At 37.1% G+C, this 17,213-nt stretch carries 15 protein-coding genes; 2 read left to right on the top strand and 13 right to left on the bottom strand.

The window, feature by feature from the left end:
• Nucleotides 1-9 precede the first annotated feature (9 nt).
• The 5 genes from lpdA to BAU28_RS11890 form a co-directional block, all read right to left on the bottom strand.
• On the bottom strand, nt 10-1,431 hold the full coding sequence (gene lpdA / locus BAU28_RS11915; RefSeq protein WP_002173392.1) for a dihydrolipoyl dehydrogenase: 1,422 nt from the start codon (nt 1,429-1,431) through the stop codon (nt 10-12).
• 4 nt (nt 1,432-1,435) lie between these two features.
• On the bottom strand, nt 1,436-2,539 hold the full coding sequence (buk, locus tag BAU28_RS11910) for a butyrate kinase (protein WP_002173393.1): 1,104 nt from the start codon (nt 2,537-2,539) through the stop codon (nt 1,436-1,438).
• A gap of 87 nt (nt 2,540-2,626) precedes the next feature.
• A complete protein-coding gene (locus BAU28_RS11905) occupies nt 2,627-3,727 on the bottom strand; it encodes a leucine dehydrogenase (RefSeq protein ID WP_002173394.1) in 1,101 nt (366 codons plus the stop codon).
• A 34-nt stretch (nt 3,728-3,761) separates the two neighbouring features.
• Nucleotides 3,762-4,661 carry a phosphate butyryltransferase gene (gene yqiS, locus BAU28_RS11900; protein ID WP_071718665.1) on the bottom strand — a complete coding sequence of 300 codons (900 nt, stop codon included), beginning with the start codon at nt 4,659-4,661 and terminating at the stop codon, nt 3,762-3,764.
• Nucleotides 4,662-4,855: 194 nt separating this feature from the next.
• Nucleotides 4,856-6,928: a sigma 54-interacting transcriptional regulator gene (locus tag BAU28_RS11890; RefSeq protein WP_071718664.1), complete on the bottom strand. Its 2,073-nt coding sequence runs from the start codon at nt 6,926-6,928 to the stop codon at nt 4,856-4,858.
• A gap of 138 nt (nt 6,929-7,066) precedes the next feature.
• Here BAU28_RS11890 and BAU28_RS11885 point away from each other — a divergent pair, with 138 nt between their 5' ends.
• The gene (locus BAU28_RS11885; protein ID WP_002173397.1) at nt 7,067-7,300 is read left to right on the top strand and encodes a DUF2627 domain-containing protein; all 234 of its coding nucleotides are present in this window, start codon (nt 7,067-7,069) and stop codon (nt 7,298-7,300) included.
• 52 nt (nt 7,301-7,352) lie between these two features.
• Here BAU28_RS11885 and BAU28_RS11880 read toward each other — a convergent pair whose 3' ends face one another.
• The gene (locus BAU28_RS11880) at nt 7,353-8,081 is read right to left on the bottom strand and encodes a glycerophosphodiester phosphodiesterase (RefSeq protein ID WP_071718663.1); all 729 of its coding nucleotides are present in this window, start codon (nt 8,079-8,081) and stop codon (nt 7,353-7,355) included.
• 50 nt (nt 8,082-8,131) lie between these two features.
• Here BAU28_RS11880 and BAU28_RS11875 point away from each other — a divergent pair, with 50 nt between their 5' ends.
• Entirely contained in the window at nt 8,132-8,278 is a 147-nt protein-coding gene (locus BAU28_RS11875) for a YycC family protein (protein ID WP_001247671.1), read from the top strand.
• A 147-nt stretch (nt 8,279-8,425) separates the two neighbouring features.
• On the opposite strand, the gene BAU28_RS11870 is transcribed toward BAU28_RS11875, so the two are convergent.
• The 7 genes from BAU28_RS11870 to dxs form a co-directional block, all read right to left on the bottom strand.
• The gene (locus BAU28_RS11870; protein WP_033719448.1) at nt 8,426-9,013 is read right to left on the bottom strand and encodes a PRK06770 family protein; all 588 of its coding nucleotides are present in this window, start codon (nt 9,011-9,013) and stop codon (nt 8,426-8,428) included.
• A 250-nt stretch (nt 9,014-9,263) separates the two neighbouring features.
• Nucleotides 9,264-10,058, bottom strand: coding sequence for a sporulation transcription factor Spo0A (gene spo0A, locus BAU28_RS11865; RefSeq protein ID WP_071718662.1), 795 nt, complete (start codon nt 10,056-10,058; stop codon nt 9,264-9,266).
• A 287-nt stretch (nt 10,059-10,345) separates the two neighbouring features.
• The gene (gene spoIVB / locus BAU28_RS11855; RefSeq protein ID WP_071718660.1) at nt 10,346-11,638 is read right to left on the bottom strand and encodes a SpoIVB peptidase; all 1,293 of its coding nucleotides are present in this window, start codon (nt 11,636-11,638) and stop codon (nt 10,346-10,348) included.
• A 118-nt stretch (nt 11,639-11,756) separates the two neighbouring features.
• Nucleotides 11,757-13,496 (bottom strand): DNA repair protein RecN, encoded by a 1,740-nt coding sequence (gene recN, locus BAU28_RS11850; protein WP_071718659.1) that lies wholly within the window; start codon nt 13,494-13,496, stop codon nt 11,757-11,759.
• Between the two features lie 270 nt (nt 13,497-13,766).
• A complete protein-coding gene (gene argR, locus BAU28_RS11845) occupies nt 13,767-14,216 on the bottom strand; it encodes an arginine repressor ArgR (protein ID WP_001032581.1) in 450 nt (149 codons plus the stop codon).
• Between the two features lie 142 nt (nt 14,217-14,358).
• Nucleotides 14,359-15,198 (bottom strand): TlyA family RNA methyltransferase, encoded by an 840-nt coding sequence (locus BAU28_RS11840; protein WP_071718658.1) that lies wholly within the window; start codon nt 15,196-15,198, stop codon nt 14,359-14,361.
• Between the two features lie 3 nt (nt 15,199-15,201).
• Nucleotides 15,202-17,094, bottom strand: coding sequence for a 1-deoxy-D-xylulose-5-phosphate synthase (dxs, locus tag BAU28_RS11835; protein WP_071718657.1), 1,893 nt, complete (start codon nt 17,092-17,094; stop codon nt 15,202-15,204).
• Between the last annotated feature and the right edge of the window lie 119 nt (nt 17,095-17,213).

Below are 17,213 nucleotides of genomic sequence, written 5' to 3'. Positions count from 1 at the left end.
TCCACATTTTTATGCGTGTAACGCTTTTCCATCTACAGCTAGTGCTGCTTCACCAATCGCTTCAGATAATGATGGATGCGGATGAATTGTATGTGCTACTTCCCAAGGTGTTGCATCAAGTACTCTTGCAAGACCAGCTTCAGAAATCATATCTGTTACATGTGGCCCGATCATATGAACACCAAGAATGTCATTTGTTTCTTCATCGACTACAAGTTTTACAAAACCATCTGATTCTCCGTATACAAGTGCCTTTCCGATTGCACGGAATGAGAACTTACCTACTTTTAACTTATAGCCTTTTTCTTTCGCTTCTTGTTCTGTTAAGCCGACAGAAGCAACTTCTGGACTGCTATATACGCATTTTGATACCATCGAATAATCAATTGGTGTAACTTCTTTACCTGCAATATGTTCTACTGCAACAATTCCTTCATGAGAAGCAACGTGAGCAAGTTGCAAGCCACCGATTACATCTCCAATTGCGTAAATATGAGATTCTTTCGTTTGATAAAACTCATTTGTTTGAATGTATCCTTTTTCCACAACGATATCAGTATTCTCTAAACCAATGTTTTGCGTATTCGCTTGTCTTCCTACAGATACAAGCATTTTTTCTGCTTTAAATTCTTTATTCTCACCGTTATGTTCAGCTTGAATTGTTACTCCATTATCTTTTACCAATGTTTCTGGTAATACTTTTGCACCAGTTACCACTTTAATACCTTTTTTCTTGAATAGACGTTGCATTTCTTTTGAAACGTCATTGTCTTCTAGTGGTAATATAGTTTTCGCATACTCTAATACTGTAACTTCTACACCGAAGTCAGCAAGCATAGATGCCCACTCAATACCGATTACACCGCCACCCACGATAATGATTGAACTAGGAAGCGTTTCCATTTTTAGGGCATGATCTGAAGACATTACATACTCTCCGTCTAACTCTAATCCTGGTAATGAATTTGGACGAGAACCTGTTGCAACAAGTACATTTTTTGGAATTAACATTTCATTTTCTTCTCCACTTGCAAGTTCAACTGAAATTGTCCCTGGCATCGGAGAGAAAATAGATGGGCCAAGAATACGGCCAATACCTTCAAACACATCAATTTTACCTTGTTTCATTAAATGTTGAACGCCTTTATGAAGCTGCGTTACAATCTTCTCTTTACGCTCTTGTACTTTCGCAAAGTTTAGTTCTACATTACTTGCAATAACTCCGAACTCTTCGCTTTTTTTAGCAGTTGCGTATACTTCCGCACTACGTAAAAGAGCTTTACTAGGAATACATCCTTTGTGTAAACAAGTACCACCAAGATTTTCTTTTTCAACAAGTGCAGTTTTTAAACCTAGTTGTGATGCACGAATAGCAGCAACATATCCACCAGTACCGCCGCCAACGATGACTAAATCATATTCTTTTGCCATTATCTCAACCCCTAGCTACCGTTTCTTTTTCACGTACAACATATTCTTTTGGAGCTTCTTCTTCACGTAATACACGAAGTGCTCCTTCTGCTAATGCTTGTAATTCATCTTCTCCTGGATGTACGATAACATCTGCAATCCAATCTACTCGTTCTTTTATTTCATCGACAAGAATTTTACTGTATGCAAGTCCACCAGTTAATACGATTGCATCGATTTTCCCGTGAAGTACAGCGCTAGCTCCGCCAATCTCTTTTGCAACTTGATATGCCATTGCTTTATAAATAAGAGTTGCTTCAGGATCGCCTTTTTCAACCATTTGTTCTACTTTAATCGCATCATTTGTGCCGATTAGACTTACAAGTCCACCTTGTCCGACAAGCTTTTTAACCATTTCGTCACGATAATACTCGCCAGAGAAACACATTTCAACTAGTTGTCCTACTGGTACTGTACCAGCACGCTCTGGACTAAATGGTCCTTCTCCGTTTAAGCCATTATTAACATCAATAACTTTTCCTTTTTTATGAGCACCAACTGTAATGCCGCCACCCATATGTGTAACTAATAAATTTAAATCCTCGTATTTGTGGTTTAATTGTTCAGCCACTTTACGAGCAACCGCTTTTTGATTTAATGCATGGAAAATACTTTTACGTTCCATACCAGCAATACCGCTTATGCGAGCAATCGGCTCCATTTCATCTACAACAACAGGATCTACAATGAATGCCGGAATATTTAATCCAGAAGCAATTTCATATGCTAAAATGCCTCCAAGGTTTGAAGCATGATGACCACTAAACCCATTTTTCAAATCTTCTAACATCGCATCGTTTACTGTATACGTTCCACCTTCGATTGGACGAAGTAATCCACCACGCCCACAAACAGCGTTCAATTTTGAAATGTTAATACCGTGAGAATGTAGAACTTCTAAAATCGTTTCTTTTCGAAACTCATATTGATCAATGATTCGCTTATATTTTCCAATCTGTTCTTCGTCATGACGAATTGTTTCTTCTAAAACGGGTCTTTCATTATCAAAAACACCAATTTTTGTGGATGTACTACCCGGATTAATAACAAGAATTCGATTTAAGGACAATGTTGCTACCTCCACTAATAAATTCAAAAGGAAGTGGAAACCTCATGAGAGGTAACCACACCTTTTGTAAAAGTTTTATATGAATAATTAGCGACGGCTAATAATGTCGTGACCGTTGCGTAAGTATGTGCTACGAGTGTTTTTCAAACTTGCAATGCGCTCTTCAGCTAGACGATCTGCTGCTACATAAGTTGCTACGCCATCGCGTTTTGAAATTTCGATTACTTTTGCAATTGTGTCATAAATAGACTCAACACGTTTTAGTGCACGTTCTCTATTGTATCCATATAATTCGTCTGCTACGTTAATTACGCCACCTGCATTAATAACATAGTCTGGTGCGTATACAATACCCATTTCATGAATGATGTCACCGTGACGATCTTCTTTTAATTGGTTATTTGCAGAACCTGCGATTACTTTTGCTTTAAGTTGTGGAATAGTTTCATCATTAACCGTTGCGCCTAATGCACATGGTGCATAAATATCACATTCAACACCGTAAATTTCATTTGGTTCAACTGCTGATGCACCGAATTCTTCTACTGCACGTTGTACAGCTTCTTTATTAATATCTGTTACGATTAATTTTGCTCCTTCAGCGTGTAAATGTTTGCATAGGTGATATGCTACGTTACCAACGCCTTGAACCGCAATTACTTTTCCTTCTAGGTTATCTGTACCGAACGCTTCTTTTGCAGCTGCCTTCATACCACGGTAAACGCCGTATGCAGTTACTGGAGATGGATTACCAGAAGAACCGAATGATGGTGAAATACCTGTTACAAAGTCAGTTTCTTCATGGATAATATCCATATCATCTACTGTTGTACCAACATCTTCAGCTGTAATGTAACGTCCGTTTAGTCCTTGAATGTAGCGTCCTAATGCACGGAACATTGCTTCGCTTTTATCTTTACGTGGATCACCGATAATTACTGTTTTTGCACCACCTAAGTTTAAACCAGCTGCTGCATTTTTGTATGTCATCCCTTTTGCAAGACGCAATGCATCTTCAATCGCCGCTTCTTCAGAATCATATGTCCACATTCTTGTTCCACCAAGAGCTGGTCCAAGTGTTGTATCATGAATTGCAATGATTGCTTTTAAACCAGATTCTTTATCTTGACAAAATACCACTTGCTCATAATCATATTTTTCTAAGTATTCGAAGATTTCTAATGTCATTGTCGTTTCCCCCTAATGTTTTACCCTTTTTGGTTTATTTTGAAGCAGTCGCAACTGCCAATGCTAATGAATATACTTTTGTTTCTGCTGAATCAGCACGAGATGTTAAAACAATCGGTGCTTTTGCGCCAGCAATCATTGCTCCTACTTTTGCATCTGCAAAGTAAACGAGTGATTTATATAGCACATTTCCAGCTTCAATCGTTGGGACGAGTAAAATGTCTGCCTTACCTGCTACATCACTTACTATGCCTTTATGTTCTGCTGCAATTTGTGATACTGCATTATCTAAAGCAAGTGGTCCATCAACGATACAATTTTTGATTTGTCCGCGGCGATTCATTTGTGTTAACATCGCTGCATCAATTGTCGCCTGCATCGCTGGATTCACAACCTCTACTGCTGCGATTGGTGCCACTTTTGGCAACTCAATTCCTATTGCCCGGGCAACTTCTACAGTATTTTGTGTAATAGCAGCTTTTTGTGTTACGTCAGGTGCGATGTTCATCGCTGCATCCGTAACGAAAATAAGACGATTATAGTTTGGAACTTCAAATGCTGCTACATGTGAAAGTACGCTACCTTTACGTAGCCCCCACTCTTTATTTAACACAGCCTTCAAAATATTCGCTGTTGGGATGTTACCCTTCATAAGTACATCTGCTTCACCGTTTCTCACAGCTTTAACAGAAAGTTCTGCAGCCTCAGCACTTGATTCTGCTGCAATCACTTCAATATGTTCTGAAGTTTGTAAACCATGTTCTTGTAGCATCCCCATTATTTTCTCTTGATTTCCATATAGACGAAATTGAGCTAGCTGTAATTTAATTGCTTTCGCTACAGCTTCAATTACTTCATGATCTTCAGCTACTGCTACAGCTACAGTTTTTTTAGGCTGTCCTACTGCTTGATCAATTAAGTGTTCTAACTTCATATTTTGTAATCAACCCTTTCCGTCGTCCCTCGCCTATTTATTAAGCAAATACCGTGCCAACTTTTAAAAGTGGTCTTACCAATAATGAAAACGCATTCAAAATGCAGTAAAATCAATACTTTTAAAAAAACGGAATATTGTGTCTCATTTTGTCACTTCTTGTATACCATGCAATAAATTGCACGGTACGCAATTTATTGCATGCTATTTTTTGCATGGTTGTACTTTTCTAACTTGTAATATACGTTTCGAACCGAAATCCCTAACGCTTTTGCAGTCTTCGTTTTGTTCCCATCAAATTTCTCCAAATATTCATGGATAATATTCCCCTCAAATTCTGTCACTAGGTGTTCAAGGGCCTTCTCTTCTAATTCAGGTAATAAATTATTTTGTTTCGTCTCTACTTGTTCTTCTTTATGTAAAGGCGGTAAATGATGCACATCAATATATATCTCGTTATAATTCATAAAGATAATAGCTCGTCCTAAAATATTTTCAAGTTCCCTAACATTTCCTGGCCATTCATATGATTGTAAATACGAAACGGCTGCATCGGTGAGCCCTTCTACATTCCGGCCATAATCTTGGTTAATTTTTTGAATTAACCTTTCTGCAATCGCTGGTATGTCTCCTTTGCGCTGACGAAGGGAAGGAATTTGAATTGGGATTTTATTCAAACGATAATATAAGTCCTCTCTGAACTTCCCTTCTAAAATCGCTTTTTCTAAATTCACATGCGTCGCCGCAATCACTCGGACATTAATAGGTATCGCTTTCGTTCCTCCTACTTTCACAATCTCCTTTTCCTGCAGTACACGAAGGAGCTTCGCTTGCGTATTCGCAGATAACTCTCCAATTTCATCTAAAAATATACTTCCATTGTTCGCTTCTTCAAAGAAACCTCGTTTACCGCCTCTTTTCGCTCCAGAGAACGCACCTTCCTCATAACCGAATAATTCACTTTCTAACAACGTTTCCGAAATAGCCGCACAGTTTACACGGACGAACTTATTATATTTCCGATTACTTCCATTATGGATCGCATGCGCAAATAATTCTTTACCTGTCCCAGATTCTCCGCGTAGCAATACCGTTGCTGGTGTATTCGCTCCAAGCTTCGCTTGTTCAATAGCCGCCGTCGTTTCATCTGAATCGCCAACAATATCATCAAATGAATATTTCGCTTCTAATGTTCGAATAATTTGTCTTGCCCTATTCAATTCATTTGTTAATTTTTGAATTTCTGATACGTCACGAATTACCCCGACGCTTCCTTTCAATATTCCATCAACAATAACCGGTGCTACGTTTACAATTACATCCCGCTTTTTTTGCCCAATCTTCATATGTATTCCTCGTACCGCTCGGCGTGTCCGAAGTACTTTCATATGCATACTTTCACCTTCTACAATATCAGTTGTAGCCGGCTTCCCTATAATATCCTCTTCTGTCAAACCAGTTAACTTCGTATAAGCAGGGTTTATAACGAGCCCTCTTCCTTTCTCATCAACAACCGAAATCGCTTCCTCAGATGAGTTGATAATTGCCTCAAGGAGCGTTTGAATTTCTTTTAAGTCTGTAACTTCTTCCGCTAAATCTACAACTTCTGTAATGTCTTTAAAAATCGCAAATGCCCCTTGAACCTCTCCATCTTCTTTTAATATTGGTATACGCGTTGTAATAATTTTCTTTTCATTCTCTAGCGTCAGTTCATAATTCACTTCTATTTGTTTCGTACGTATAATGCGCAGTAACTTACTCGTTGGAATGACTTCTAAAATATATTTCCCTATCGCTTCTTCTTTTTTATATCCGATAATACGCTCTGCACTTTTATTAAACAGACGAACTTGTCCCTCTCGATCTATAACAATCATACCGTCATGTGTAGAATTTAAAATCAAATCCCCTTGTTGCGTCTGTTCTTCCAGCTTCCCAATTAATTCTTCCTTCTCATGCGCTAATCTCGTAACAATTTTTGCAATATCCCCTGGTATAAGAAGAGTATCTTTATGCTTAACCTCCCATAAAACCTTATGTAAATCATAGTCACCTGTCATATCAAACATTACATCAATATGCATAGAAAGAAACGGGGTTACACTATCATCAATCGGAATTCCATATTCCTTAGCAATTTCTAATCCTTTCGCTATTGGATTAATATCAATAACCCCTATAATTTGAAATATATTCGAATTTTGTAACAGACTAAGCAGTGTACTTCCACCTTCACCCGCTCCAACAATTAACACCTTTTGTTTCATACATTACACTTCCTCTCGAAGTATCTCTGCAAAATTTTTCACACCCTTATCTTACTCGTTCAGCAACCTCTTGACAAACACCCTTTTCATATAACATCATTTAATATATACGAAATAATCTGAAAAGGAGCGTTATGTATGCAGCGTTACCTTGCTCTATTATTAGCACTCATCCCTATTTCATTAGCTGTGCTTGGCATAAAGTTAATGAGAGACACTGTATTTGGGATTTTATTCTCTCCAATCCCTATATTATGGTTACAATTTTTAATCGGCGCTTTTTGCTTCGCACTTGGGTTTTATATCTTTGGCGGCTTCGTCCTACATAGAGATCGTAAGAGAAATAAAGTACAAGCCCGCTTTAGAAGATAGAACAAATTTTTCACATATCCATAAACAAAAAATGAGACCGTTATAATAGGTCTCATTTTTTTATCGATAATAAAGTTCTTGCTGTTTCAGGATAATCAGTAATAATCGCCGATATGTTCATATCAAAATATTTACGCATAAGCGTTTCTTCATTTATTGTGTAAGGACGAACCTCTACACCACTTTCCATCGTTAATTCAGCAATGGCATCTTGAAGATAACGATAATTTGGATGCACTGCTTTAGCACCCATTTTTTTCGCATATGCCCACGGGCTATGCAGACCTTCGCGATATAAAATAGCTGTTTGAATATCCGGAGCCATCATATGACACCGCTTCATACTGTAGTGATTAAAAGAAGAAAAAATAGTCCGATCCTCTAAACTAAACTTACGTACAAGTGTTATTACTTCTTCCTCTAAGCCTCTATATGGAATTGTATTATTTTTCAGTTCAATATTGAGTAGCAATTGCGTTTTTGTAAGCCATTCAAGCACCTCTTCTAATAGAGGGATTTTACAAAAACCTACTTTTCCGCTGAATTTATAACTTGCATCTAACTTACATAAATCTGCGTATAAATAATTCCGAACAGCACCTTTTCCATTCGTCGTTCGATTCACAGTTTCATCATGGATGACGACAACTTTTCCATCTTTCGTTAATTGAACATCAAGTTCAATTCCGTCTGCCCCGAAAGCCTCCGCTGCTTCAAATGAAATCATTGTATTTTCCGGGTATGTTCCCGCCGCACCACGATGTGCAAATATAAGAGTCATCCTCACTCCCCCAATCTTATGCTATACTATACGAAAAAGGAGGTACTTCTATGAGACCATTACAAATTTCTCCAGACACTGCAGTCCGCCTATCAAAAGCGTTAGGTGTCCCGCTCGAACAGCTTATGCATATGCCACAACACATTTTAATTCAAAAGTTAGTTGAATTAGAAAAACAAAATAAAGACGAAGAATAATATAGTCCTGTTTTGCAGGGCTTTTTATTATAATCTATATTTCTTCTTTCATTATATCACGGATAACTTACCCACTAAAATTACGAATGCATGGAACACCAAAATAAAAAGCCCCTATAAAGAAGCTTTTTCTACAACTTGCAAATTTTAATTTCCTCCAACATATTGAAGGTCTCCAGATTTGTGTAATTCACCTGTTACTCCATCTCCAAAATTATTTAAAGAAAAAGTTTGCTCTTCTAGTGGATCCATAACTCCTGTAGCTTTTCCGATATTACCACCTTGCAATTTCCAGAAGTAGTTATGATCGTCCACAACTTTACTAAAGTCTTTGTTTATCCATCTTTCAGCAATCGCTAAAAGTTCTTCTTTCGTTTCAAAAGTACTCTCATTTAAGATACTTCTTACTTTTTTAGCATTCTCTTTAGACATTGGGATTGCTCCCCATTTTTGCTCAGCTATTACTTTTTGGTGGGTCATACTGTGCATCGCTTTAACTACTTCTTCTTCAGTAGAATCTTTTGTAATTTGAAGTTTCGCACTTGCGCCACCAATCTCACCAAACTGCGCTTCTTTTTCTTTTGGAACTGTTTTATATTCGCTTGTATCTATTTCAGCACTAGCTTGTTTGTCCGCCGGATTATCTGCAAGTTCCAACATTCCAAAAGTTATACCAACAGTAAGCCCGACTAAGCCTATTGCACATCCAATCCAAATTAAAATTTTCTTTTTCATATAAATCCCCCAGTCATTTCCAGTTACTCCCTTAACAAATTCCATATCAATAAATATCCCTTTATAGATAATTTTACTAAATATATGTTTTATTTTCCATATAAATCAATGAATCACCTTTAAATGTGTCATAATCATATTTCTTATGAAAATAACACTTCAATATTATCCTTATAACAAAATAAAAGATCAACGAGTGTTTTAAACCCATCGATCTTTTATGAAAAAATTTATTTTTAATATGCTACTCTCAGCTAGCCTTATGTTCAAGTCTTAGCTTATCCGCAACCATTGCGATGAACTCGGAATTCGTAGGCTTTGCTTTGGACATTGATACTGTATAACCAAATAAGGACGAAATAGAATCAATATTCCCACGGCTCCAAGCTACTTCAATCGCATGACGGATTGCACGCTCGACGCGGCTTGCTGTTGTATTGTATTTCTTTGCGATATCTGGATACAACACTTTCGTAATAGATCCTAACAATTCGATATCATTATACACCATAGAGATTGCTTCTCTTAAATACATATATCCTTTAATATGAGCAGGTACACCAATTTCATGAATGATACTTGTAATACTCGCATCTAAGTTTTTCGGTTTTCCATCTATTGTTGTTGCTGATCGGAAAGATGGCAATGGACGTTTAATGGTAGCATTTGCCTTACCACTCACTTGACGAATATGACCTGTTAAATTCTCCATATCAAATGGTTTTAATATGAAATATGAAGCACCTAAGTCAACTGCTTTTTTCGTCACATCTTCTTGCCCGAATGCTGTCAACATAATTACGCTAGGCTGTCTTAGCCTTTCAATATGTCGCATTTTCTCTAGCACAGCTAGACCATCTAAATGTGGCATAATAATGTCTAAAACAAGAACATCAGGCTGCTTGTCTTTTAATAAATTTAAACACTCTTGGCCATTGTAAGCAGTTCCGATAACTTCCATATCATCTTGAGCAGCAACATAGCTCTCTAGCATTGATACCAATTCCTTATTATCACCCACAAGACATACTTTAATTTTTTCCACAGCTTTTCCTCCCTTACCGAATCGATTCTTCCGACATGTGTAAGCTTCTAGGCTACATGAATTGTTCGACAATTGTGTGAAAATTCCCTTTTAAAGTTTCTTACTTTCCGATAAAATCACAAAAAAATATGTTTATCGTTCATTTTTTTTCTTTCGCAACACATTCCATCATAGAATTCCAGCGAAACGTTCAACCCTTTGCTTATATTTTACAACAAAAAACAGCTCTTGCGGAGCTTTTACAAAATTTCAACGAATTTTTCAATAGAAAAGCGAGCTAATATGTATTAGCTCGCTTTTCTTTCTTGATCATAAATATTAATTCCAGCTTCATGTAACATCCATTCAATATGAACACCGTATCCTGACGTCGGATCATTTACAAATACATGTGTAACAGCACCAATTACTTTTCCATTTTGTACAATTGGACTTCCACTCATCCCTTGTACAATGCCACCTGTTTTCGCTAACAAGCGTTTATCTGTCACTTTTATTACCATACCTTTTGTAGCTGGGAACTTTTGCGGTACTGTGCTAACAACTTCAATATCAAATGCTTCTACTTTATCTTGATCGATAACTGTTAATATTTTCGCTGGCCCTTCTTTTACTTGATGGGATAATGCGATAGGCATTGCTTTATCCATTATACCGTTTGTCATATTTGTGTTCAATTTCCCAAAAATACCAAACGGACTATTTACTGTAATATTACCAATTACTTCACGGTCTGGTGAAAATCTTGCTAATTTTTCCCCTGGGTTCCCGTGACTCCCTCTTTCAATAGACGTTACTGTCGAACGCATAATTTGTCCATCTTCTACTTGAATCGGCTTTTTTGTATCATTATCGGAAATCACATGACCAAGCGCCCCATATTTCATGGAATCTGGATGTACAAATGTCATCGTTCCGATACCAGCTGCTGAATCACGAATATATAGTCCAATTCGGTAAGAGGATTCGCCAGTGTCTTTTTGTGGTGTTAGCTTAGTGTGAATGTATTTTCCATCTCTTAATAAAACAAGATTAAGCGGTTCACCTGTTTCTCCGCTATTATGAATAAATGGTGCTACATCGCTCATTCTTTCAATTGTTTTACCATTAATTTCAGTAATCATATCCCCAATCTGTACACCAGCTGTTTCACCAGGAGATACTTTACCCTTTTCAGTTTGAATTAAATGATGGCCTACAACAAGTACACCTTTTGTGTTCAATTTCACACCAATCGATTGTCCACCTGGGATAACTTTAAAATCTTTTAATACTTTCACATTTACTTTTTTCACTGGAAAACCAGCGAGTTGAAACACCATATCAGCTTCACCATTTTGGTGAGAATTTACCATAAGTTCTTGCTCATTTGAACTTACTGTAAATACATTACGATTTGTAGATGAGGCCTTAAAAACTGGTAATGATGCTATTTCTGATTGTTGTCCTTCAAAAACAACAAGTTGCTTCGGGGATGAAATAAACGTTCGAAGCGGTTTAAAACATCCAATAAGAACTAGAGAAACAAGGAGACAAAGACCTATTATTTTTCGAAATCTTTCTAATTTCAATTTGTTCACTCTCCTCGCTCCTACCCCACATTCAGCCTCTTGGCTTCACTTTTTAATCTCTCCTTGCAGTGCTTTATTTATAACCGGAAGAATTAAGAAATCGTCATTTGAGAAAAAAAGCTATCCATTACTGGATAGCCTCTGCTGTCTGCTTGAAATGATGTGCTTGCGTAAGTAACTCTTTCGCATGTTCTGTCGTTAAATCTGTAATTTCCACACCAGAAATCATTCGAGCAATTTCTGTTACTTTTTCATCCGTATTTAACACAGTAACGGATGTAATCGTCCGATCATTCGCCACTTGCTTTCTAATAAATAAATGCGAGTCCGCCATTGAAGCTACTTGAGGTAAGTGCGTAATACAAAGTACTTGCGAGTTTACTGATACACGATAAATTTTTTCCGCAATAGCCTGTGCAACCCGACCACTCACACCCGTATCCACTTCATCAAAAATAACAGATGCAACACCTTGATGCTTAGAAAAAATGCTTTTTAAAGCTAAAATAATACGAGATAACTCTCCGCCAGAAGCGACCTTTGAAAGTGGCTTTAACGGTTCACCTGGGTTCGTTGAAATATAAAACTCCACATGATCGTAGCCATCCGTCGTAAGTTTCACCGGTGTTCCTTCTACAAGAGGTTCTTCTGCGTTTCCTTCCCTCTTCATGATTCTCACTTCAAATTTCGTTTTTTCCATATATAGTTCTTTTAACTCTTGATGAATTGCGCTTGTAAGATGATCTGCAAGTTCATGACGCATATCACTTAACAACGTTGCCTCTTTTAGAATAACAACTTCTAATTCCTTTAACTGCTTTCTCGTCGTTTCAATATGTACGTCTTTATTTTCAATCGTAAAAATTTCTTGTTCAATTTTATCTGCATACGCTAAAATCTCTTCTACAGTATTTCCATACTTTCTCTTTAACATACGGATTTCATTCAAACGCGTTTCAATTTCATCTAAACGTTTCGGATCATATTCCATCATATCTAACTTTTCTCTAAGCTGATATGCAACTTCTTCTAATAAGTAATAGCTATTTGCAATTGAATCATGATTTTCTTGATACGCTTCATCTAAGTGTGTAATACTCTCCATTTGTGCCATTGCATTTCTTACATGATCTAACCCCTGTCCGTCCGAACTTAACGAACGATACGCATCTCCTAACGCTTTATAAATCTTTTCAAAATTGGAGATTTTTAATCGTTCCTCAGTCAATTCATATTCTTCATCCATTTTTAAATCCGCTTTACGAATTTCTTCATGTTGGAATTGAATTAAATCTAGACGATGGGCCATTTGTTGTTCATTTTCACTTAAAGATTTTAACTGTTTTTTTAATTTCTCATAGTCCGCGTATACATTTTGATATACGTCCAATTGCTTAACAATACGATCTCCATCAAAATGATCGAGCATAAACATATGACGTTCTTCATTCATTAAATCTTGCGTTTCATGCTGTCCATGAATATCAACAAGCGTTTTCCCAATCTCTTTTAATATGCTGAGTGTAACAAGTTTCCCATTTACACGACATACACTTTTTCCGTTCGCAGCAATATCACGCTTCAAAATGATCATACCATCTTCTATTTCTATATCTAACTCTTCTGCCTTTGCGATACATGGATGCTTATCATCTTCTACATAGAATAATCCCTCTATCTCAGCCTTTTCTGTTCCGTATCGAACAAATTCCGCTGAACCACGGCCACCAACAAGCAAACTAATTGCATCAATAATAATGGATTTTCCAGCTCCTGTTTCACCACTTAAAACAGTTAAACCTTTTTGGAAAGAAATATTTAATGCCTCAATAATAGCAAAGTTTCTAATCGATAATTCCGATAACAATGCCCCATTCACCTCGTTATTAACTAATCCCCTATTAAGGGCTTTTCTCAGTATTCTTCATTCAAATAGTTATACTATATGTTTATATGTATAAATTACTCTTCTAACCCGCTCCATTGTACCAAACATTTGTTTTACGGGTCAATCCACCTATTTTCTAACTTTATTCAAAAAAAATAATGTATTGTATTTGAAAATCCATATTTTTAGCCAATAAAAATATCTTGTTTACTTTCCACTTTGCAGAGGAAAGCAAACAAGATTTTTCTGTTACAGCATATTTAAGAAACGATCAGAGACAACACCTGTATCTTCAGGTGTACGGCAAATAATTAAGCAAGTATCATCACCACAAATGGTTCCGATGATCTCATCCCACTCTAAATGATCAATAAGTGCCCCAAGTGAATGAGCGTTACCAGGCAATGTTTTTAGCACAAGCATATGTCCTGCCGTGTCTAATTTTACAAATGAATCCACTAGATTTCGTTTTAATTTTTGCAACGGGTTAAATCGTTGATCTGCTGGCAAGCTATATTTATAGCGACCATCATGTAATGGCACCTTCACTAAATGCAGTTCTTTAATATCGCGTGATACTGTTGCTTGCGTTACATTAAATCCCTCATTACGTAAAATATCAACTAGTTCATCTTGTGTTTCAATTTCTTTGTTCGCAATAATTTCCCTGATTTTAATATGGCGCTGACCTTTATTCATACATTTGCACCTCACACTATCTCTTACCATAGTTTAAACATTGGTATACTTCACTTATTTATGTTAACGTATTATCCGTTACTTGTACACAATTGTTTTTACAATCATTATACAATTACAACAAAAAGAGGAACAACATATGTTATTCCCCTTTCCCTTTTTGTTTTAAAACCTCATGTGCTTCTGTAACAACTTGCTCAATAGAAACTGGAGAATGATTTCCGCCATTCTCACGTTCACCGTGCCACTTTAGATGAATTAAAAATTCAATATTACCATCTCCACCTGTAATAGGTGAGAATGTTAAACCTTCTACATCATAGCCTTCTTTCAGAGCAAAATCGACAATCATTTCCACGACAGCCTCGTGTACTTTTCTATCACGAACAATACCTTTTTTCCCGACTTGTTCTCGCCCAGCTTCAAACTGCGGTTTAATTAATGCCGCTACATCACCATTTTGCATAAGCATTGTTTTTAAAACCGGCAATATAAGCTTTAATGATATAAATGAAACATCGATACTTGCAAACTGAGGTAAACCACGCTCTAAATCTGCCGGTGTCACGTAACGGAAGTTCGTTCGTTCCATCACAACAACACGCTCATCTTGACGCAATTTCCACGCAAGTTGATTATATCCTACATCTAATGCATAGGATAACTTCGCTCCATTTTGAAGCGCACAATCTGTAAAACCACCAGTTGATGAACCGATATCTATCATAACTTTATCTTGTAAATCAAGTTGAAATGTTTCTAACGCCTTTTCAAGCTTATAACCACCACGGCTTACATACGGCATAACTTGCCCTTTCACCGTAATCTCCGTATCTTGCGGAATTTTTTCCCCTGGCTTATCGAGTCTCATTTCATTCGCATATACAAGACCCGCCATAACAGCACGTTTAGCCTTCTCACGCGTTTCTATAAGTCCTCGATCTACTAATAGTACATCTACTCTTTCTTTTTTTACGCTCATTTGTTACGCCCTTTTTTGTTTTGATGGAATCATTGTATGAATACGGTCTACAACAGCATCTGTCGTTAAACCAATTTCTTCTAATAATTTTGTTACACTTCCGTGCTCTATGAAACGGTCTGGAATACCCATTCGTTCAATTAATGCACTATGGTATCCATTCTCAGACGCAAATTCAGCTACTCCCGTTCCAAAACCACCGATTAAACAAGCTTCTTCAATCGTTAAAATCGGTATATTCTTTCCTAAGAGATCATGTAAATACGCTTCATCCATTGGTTTAATAAAGCGAGCGTTCACTACTTTCACTGAAACTCCAGCCTTTTCAAGACGCTCAGCTGCTTCCATTGCCATTGGAATCGTCGTACCAAATGTTAAAATCGCTGCTTGTGTACCTTCTTTTAACGTTTCCCACGTACCAATTGGAATCGCCTTTAATTCTTCATCCATATGAACGCCAAGTCCATTACCACGTGCATAACGTAAAGCGATTGGTCCGTCTTCATATTGCATCGCCGTATATACTAAATGTTGCCCTTCATTTTCATCTTTTGGCATCATCAACACGATATTCGGTAAGTGACGTAAAAATGAGATGTCAAATACACCTTGATGTGTTTCACCATCTGCTCCTACTAATCCAGAGCGATCTATTCCAATGAAAACATTTAAATTTTGACGGCATATATCATGAACAACTTGGTCATATGCTCTTTGTAAAAATGTTGAATAAATTGCTAAAAACGGCTTCATTCCTTGCGTTGCCATACCTGCTGCCATTGTTGTAGCATGCTGTTCTGCAATACCTACATCAATCATGCGATCTGGGAATTCTTTTTGGAATTTCTCAAGTTTCGATCCAACAGGCATCGCAGGCGTAATTGCAACGATACGTTCATCCGTTCTCGCTAGCTTAAGCACTGTTTCACTAACAACAGCACTCCATGCCGGTGCAACTTCCTTCGGCTTAACAAAGTCACCTGATTCAATTTTATAAGGTCCTGTTCCATGCCAAGTTCCAATAACGTCACTCTCAGCTGGTTTATAACCTTTTCCTTTTTTCGTAATAACATGAACAAGTACTGGGCCTTTTGTTTTCTTTGCATATTGCAACGTTTCGAATAACTTTTCATAATCATGCCCATCGACCGGACCTAAATATGTAAAGCCTAATTCTTCAAAAAAGACACCTGATACTAGTAAATATTTTAGACTATCCTTTATTTTTTCTGCTGTCGCAGCCACTTTCCCACCGACTGCTGGGATTTTCTTCAATATATACTCCAGCTCATCTTTCACCCAATGGTATTTCCCTGCAGTACGTAAACGACCAAGTACATTATGAAGTGCACCGACGTTCGGTGCGATTGACATTTCATTGTCATTCAAAATAACAATCATGTCTGTTTTTTCATGCCCAATATGGTTCAATGCTTCTAAAGCCATTCCGCCCGTTAAAGCACCATCTCCAATGATTGGTATAACATATTCTTTCGTTTTCTTTATATCACGCGCAAGAGCCATACCCATCGCAGCAGATAGTGACGTCGAGCTATGACCAGTTTCCCATACATCATGCTCACTCTCACAGCGTTTTGGGAAACCACATAAACCTTGGTATTGTCTCAATGTGCCAAATTCTTTCGCACGCCCGGTTAAAATTTTATGTACATAGGATTGATGTCCTACGTCCCATAAAAATTTATCTTTCGGACTATCAAATAATTTATGCAGAGCAATTGTGAGTTCTACTACACCTAAATTAGGTGCAATATGTCCACCTGTTTGAGAGAGCTCTTCAATTAAAAACTTACGAATATCCTCACTCAATCCCTCTAGTTCCCTGATAGACATATCTTTCAAAAAACTAGGGTTTTGAATTTGCGTTAGATCCACATGGATCACTCACTTTCATTTCATAATCTGTCAACATGTCAAATAGTATAAGAAACATTTACGCAACACAAGAAATTCTCTTTTCTATTCTTTTTATCTTGTCCTGTTTCAGAAAATAC

The sequence above is a fragment of the Bacillus paramycoides genome (assembly GCF_001884235.1).
Lineage (GTDB): Bacteria > Bacillota > Bacilli > Bacillales > Bacillaceae_G > Bacillus_A > Bacillus_A paramycoides.
Note: the sequence above shows the minus strand (reverse complement) of the source record. Positions and strands in the feature narration are given on the sequence as shown.